Consider the following 5,190-nt stretch of genomic DNA (forward strand, 5'->3'; position numbering starts at 1 on the left):
TAGAGAATAAGGGAGAGGTAGGAAGAGGTTACCTTTCCCTTTTAGTTATTGATTTATCAGTGATATTGATGGTGTTAGGAAATAAATTTGTAAAAAAGATAAAAAAATTTCAAAAAAGTGTTGACAAGGGAATAGATAGGTGATATACTGATATAGTTGTCGCTTGAGAGAGCGATAAAGACCTTTGAAAACTGAACAAGACGAACCAATGTGCAGGGCGCTACAACGTATGTTGTAGTACTGAACAAAGAAAAAACAATAAATCTGTCAGTGACAGAAATGAGTGAGAACTCAAACTTTTAATGAGAGTTTGATCCTGGCTCAGGACGAACGCTGGCGGCGTGCCTAATACATGCAAGTAGAACGCTGAAGGAGGAGCTTGCTCTTCTGGATGAGTTGCGAACGGGTGAGTAACGCGTAGGTAACCTGCCTGGTAGCGGGGGATAACTATTGGAAACGATAGCTAATACCGCATAACATTGACTATTGCATGATAGTCAATTGAAAGGTGCAAATGCACCACTACCAGATGGACCTGCGTTGTATTAGCTAGTTGGTGGGGTAACGGCTCACCAAGGCGACGATACATAGCCGACCTGAGAGGGTGATCGGCCACACTGGGACTGAGACACGGCCCAGACTCCTACGGGAGGCAGCAGTAGGGAATCTTCGGCAATGGACGGAAGTCTGACCGAGCAACGCCGCGTGAGTGAAGAAGGTTTTCGGATCGTAAAGCTCTGTTGTAAGAGAAGAACGAGTGTGAGAGTGGAAAGTTCACACTGTGACGGTATCTTACCAGAAAGGGACGGCTAACTACGTGCCAGCAGCCGCGGTAATACGTAGGTCCCGAGCGTTGTCCGGATTTATTGGGCGTAAAGCGAGCGCAGGCGGTTAGATAAGTCTGAAGTTAAAGGCTGTGGCTTAACCATAGTACGCTTTGGAAACTGTTTAACTTGAGTGCAGAAGGGGAGAGTGGAATTCCATGTGTAGCGGTGAAATGCGTAGATATATGGAGGAACACCGGTGGCGAAAGCGGCTCTCTGGTCTGTAACTGACGCTGAGGCTCGAAAGCGTGGGGAGCAAACAGGATTAGATACCCTGGTAGTCCACGCCGTAAACGATGAGTGCTAGGTGTTGGGTCCTTTCCGGGACTCAGTGCCGTAGCTAACGCATTAAGCACTCCGCCTGGGGAGTACGACCGCAAGGTTGAAACTCAAAGGAATTGACGGGGGCCCGCACAAGCGGTGGAGCATGTGGTTTAATTCGAAGCAACGCGAAGAACCTTACCAGGTCTTGACATCCCGGTGCCCGTCCTAGAGATAGGATTTTGCTTCGGCACACCGGTGACAGGTGGTGCATGGTTGTCGTCAGCTCGTGTCGTGAGATGTTGGGTTAAGTCCCGCAACGAGCGCAACCCTTATTGTTAGTTGCCATCATTTAGTTGGGCACTCTAGCGAGACTGCCGGTAATAAACCGGAGGAAGGTGGGGATGACGTCAAATCATCATGCCCCTTATGACCTGGGCTACACACGTGCTACAATGGCTGGTACAACGAGTCGCAAGTCGGTGACGGCAAGCTAATCTCTTAAAGCCAGTCTCAGTTCGGATTGTAGGCTGCAACTCGCCTACATGAAGTCGGAATCGCTAGTAATCGCGGATCAGCACGCCGCGGTGAATACGTTCCCGGGCCTTGTACACACCGCCCGTCACACCACGAGAGTTTGTAACACCCGAAGTCGGTGAGGTAACCTTTTAGGAGCCAGCCGCCTAAGGTGGGATAGATGATTGGGGTGAAGTCGTAACAAGGTAGCCGTATCGGAAGGTGCGGCTGGATCACCTCCTTTCTAAGGAAAGACGGAAGCCATTGGTCGTCATGTTTAGTTTTGAGAGGTCTTGTGGGGCCTTAGCTCAGCTGGGAGAGCGCCTGCTTTGCACGCAGGAGGTCAGCGGTTCGATCCCGCTAGGCTCCATTAGGATAGTGATAACTATTCTAAACTTGTCCATTGAAAATTGAATAACTATATCAAATAGTAACAAGAAAATAAACCGAAACGCTGTGAATATTAATGAGTTTAAGACTGAAAGGTCAAAAATAAGGTTAAGTTAGTAAGGGCGCACGGTGGATGCCTTGGCACTAGGAGCCGAAGAAGGACGTGACAAACGACGAAATGCCTCGGGGAGCTGTAAGTAAGCGCAGATCCGGGGATGTCCGAATGGGGGAACCCAACAGGTACTACCTGTTACCCATCTCTGTTAAGGAGATGAGGAGGAAGACGCAGTGAACTGAAACATCTAAGTAGCTGCAGGAAGAGAAAGCAAAAGCGATTGCCTTAGTAGCGGCGAGCGAAACGGCAGGAGGGCAAACCGAAGAGTTTACTCTTCGGGGTTGTAGGACTGCAATGTGGACTCAGATTTTATAGAAGAATGACATGGGAAGGTCAGCCAAAGAGAGTAAGAGCCTCGTATTTTAAATAGAATCTGTACCTAGCAGAATCCTGAGTACGGCGGGACACGTGAAATCCCGTCGGAATCTGGGAGGACCATCTCCCAACCCTAAATACTCCCTAGTGACCGATAGTGAACCAGTACCGTGAGGGAAAGGTGAAAAGTACCCCGGAAGGGGAGTGAAATAGAACCTGAAACCGTGTGCCTACAACAAGTTCGAGCCCGTTAATGGGTGAGAGCGTGCCTTTTGTAGAATGAACCGGCGAGTTACGTTATGATGCGAGGTTAAGTTGAAGAGACGGAGCCGTAGGGAAACCGAGTCTGAATAGGGCGTCTTAGTATCATGATGTAGACCCGAAACCATGTGACCTACCCATGAGCAGGTTGAAGGTGCGGTAAAACGCACTGGAGGACCGAACCAGGGCACGTTGAAAAGTGCTTGGATGACTTGTGGGTAGCGGAGAAATTCCAAACGAACTTGGAGATAGCTGGTTCTCTCCGAAATAGCTTTAGGGCTAGCGTCGACATAAAGATTCTTGGAGGTAGAGCACTGTTTGGGTGAGGGGTCCATCCCGGATTACCAATCTCAGATAAACTCCGAATGCCAATGAATTATGGTCGGCAGTCAGACTGCGAGTGCTAAGATCCGTAGTCGAAAGGGAAACAGCCCAGACCACCAGCTAAGGTCCCAAAATAATTGTTAAGTGGAAAAGGATGTGGGGTTGCACAGACAACTAGGATGTTAGCTTAGAAGCAGCTATTCATTCAAAGAGTGCGTAATAGCTCACTAGTCGAGTGACCCTGCGCCGAAAATGTACCGGGGCTAAAACAATTTACCGAAGCTGTGGATACCTTTATAGGTATGGTAGGAGAGCGTTCTATGTGTGGAGAAGGTGTACCGTGAGGAGCGCTGGAACGCATAGAAGTGAGAATGCCGGTATGAGTAGCGAAAGATGGGTGAGAATCCCATCCACCGTAAGACTAAGGTTTCCAGGGGAAGGCTCGTCCGCCCTGGGTTAGTCGGGACCTAAGGAGAGACCGAAAGGTGTATCCGATGGACAACAGGTTGATATTCCTGTACTAGAGTATGAAGTGATGGAGGGACGCAGTAGGCTAACTCGTGCGTACGAATGGATGTACGTCTAAGCAGTGAGGCGTGGTATGAGTCAAATGCTTATACCTGTAACGTTGAGCTGTGATGGGGAGCGAAGTTTAGTAGCGAGTGAGTGATGTCACACTGCCAAGAAAAGCTTCTAGCGTTGTATCATACTCTACCCGTACCGCAAACCGACACAGGTAGTCGAGGCGAGTAGCCTCAGGTGAGCGAGAGAACTCTCGTTAAGGAACTCGGCAAAATGACCCCGTAACTTCGGGAGAAGGGGTGCTGACTTTAGTCAGCCGCAGTGAATAGGCCCAAGCAACTGTTTATCAAAAACACAGCTCTCTGCTAAATCGTAAGATGATGTATAGGGGGTGACGCCTGCCCGGTGCTGGAAGGTTAAGAGGAGTGCTTAGCGGTAACGCGAAGGTATGAATTGAAGCCCCAGTAAACGGCGGCCGTAACTATAACGGTCCTAAGGTAGCGAAATTCCTTGTCGGGTAAGTTCCGACCCGCACGAAAGGCGTAATGATTTGGGCACTGTCTCAACGAGAGACTCGGTGAAATTTTAGTACCTGTGAAGATGCAGGTTACCCGCGACAGGACGGAAAGACCCCATGGAGCTTTACTGCAGTTTGATATTGAGTGTCTGTGCCACATGTACAGGATAGGTAGGAGCCTATGAGATCGGGACGCCAGTTTCGATGGAGGCGTTGTTGGGATACTACCCTTGTGTTATGGCCACTCTAACCCGGATAGGTGATCCCTATCGGAGACAGTGTCTGACGGGCAGTTTGACTGGGGCGGTCGCCTCCTAAAAGGTAACGGAGGCGCCCAAAGGTTCCCTCAGACTGGTTGGAAATCAGTCGCAGAGTGTAAAGGTATAAGGGAGCTTGACTGCGAGAGCTACAACTCGAGCAGGGACGAAAGTCGGGCTTAGTGATCCGGTGGTTCCGCATGGAAGGGCCATCGCTCAACGGATAAAAGCTACCCTGGGGATAACAGGCTTATCTCCCCCAAGAGTTCACATCGACGGGGAGGTTTGGCACCTCGATGTCGGCTCGTCGCATCCTGGGGCTGTAGTCGGTCCCAAGGGTTGGGCTGTTCGCCCATTAAAGCGGCACGCGAGCTGGGTTCAGAACGTCGTGAGACAGTTCGGTCCCTATCCGTCGCGGGCGTAGGAAATTTGAGAGGATCTGCTCCTAGTACGAGAGGACCAGAGTGGACTTACCGCTGGTGTACCAGTTGTCTCGCCAGAGGCATCGCTGGGTAGCTATGTAGGGAAGGGATAAACGCTGAAAGCATCTAAGTGTGAAACCCACCTCAAGATGAGATTTCCCATAACGCAAGTTAGTAAGAGCCCTGAGAGAAGATCAGGTAGATAGGTTAGGAGTGGAAGTGTGGCGACACATGTAGCGGACTAATACTAATAGCTCGAGGACTTATCCAATTTTCATTGAGCGCAGCTTTTGGCAAGTATTGTGAGGTTTGAGTAGTTATTCAATTTTGAGTTGACAAGGCAATAAGATATTGCAAGTTAATTCAGCTAGTTAAGTGACGATAGCCTAGGAGATACACCTGTACCCATGCCGAACACAGAAGTTAAGCCCTAGAACGCCGGAAGTAGTTGGGGGTTGCCCCCTGT

General features: G+C 49.7%; 1 tRNA gene and 3 rRNA genes. All 4 read left to right on the plus strand.

From position 1 onward, the window contains the following. The first annotated feature begins 298 nt into the window (after positions 1-298). Positions 299-1,845: ribosomal RNA gene (locus O3644_RS09920) — 16S ribosomal RNA — on the plus strand. A gap of 53 nt (positions 1,846-1,898) precedes the next feature. After that, positions 1,899-1,971: transfer RNA gene (locus O3644_RS09925), tRNA-Ala, on the plus strand. A gap of 126 nt (positions 1,972-2,097) precedes the next feature. Continuing rightward, a 23S ribosomal RNA gene (locus O3644_RS09930) occupies positions 2,098-4,995 on the plus strand. A gap of 100 nt (positions 4,996-5,095) precedes the next feature. Continuing rightward, positions 5,096-5,190 (plus strand): 5S ribosomal RNA (rrf, locus tag O3644_RS09935); the annotation flags it as partial.

This window comes from Streptococcus sp. 27098_8_113 (assembly GCF_041432545.1).
GTDB lineage: Bacteria > Bacillota > Bacilli > Lactobacillales > Streptococcaceae > Streptococcus.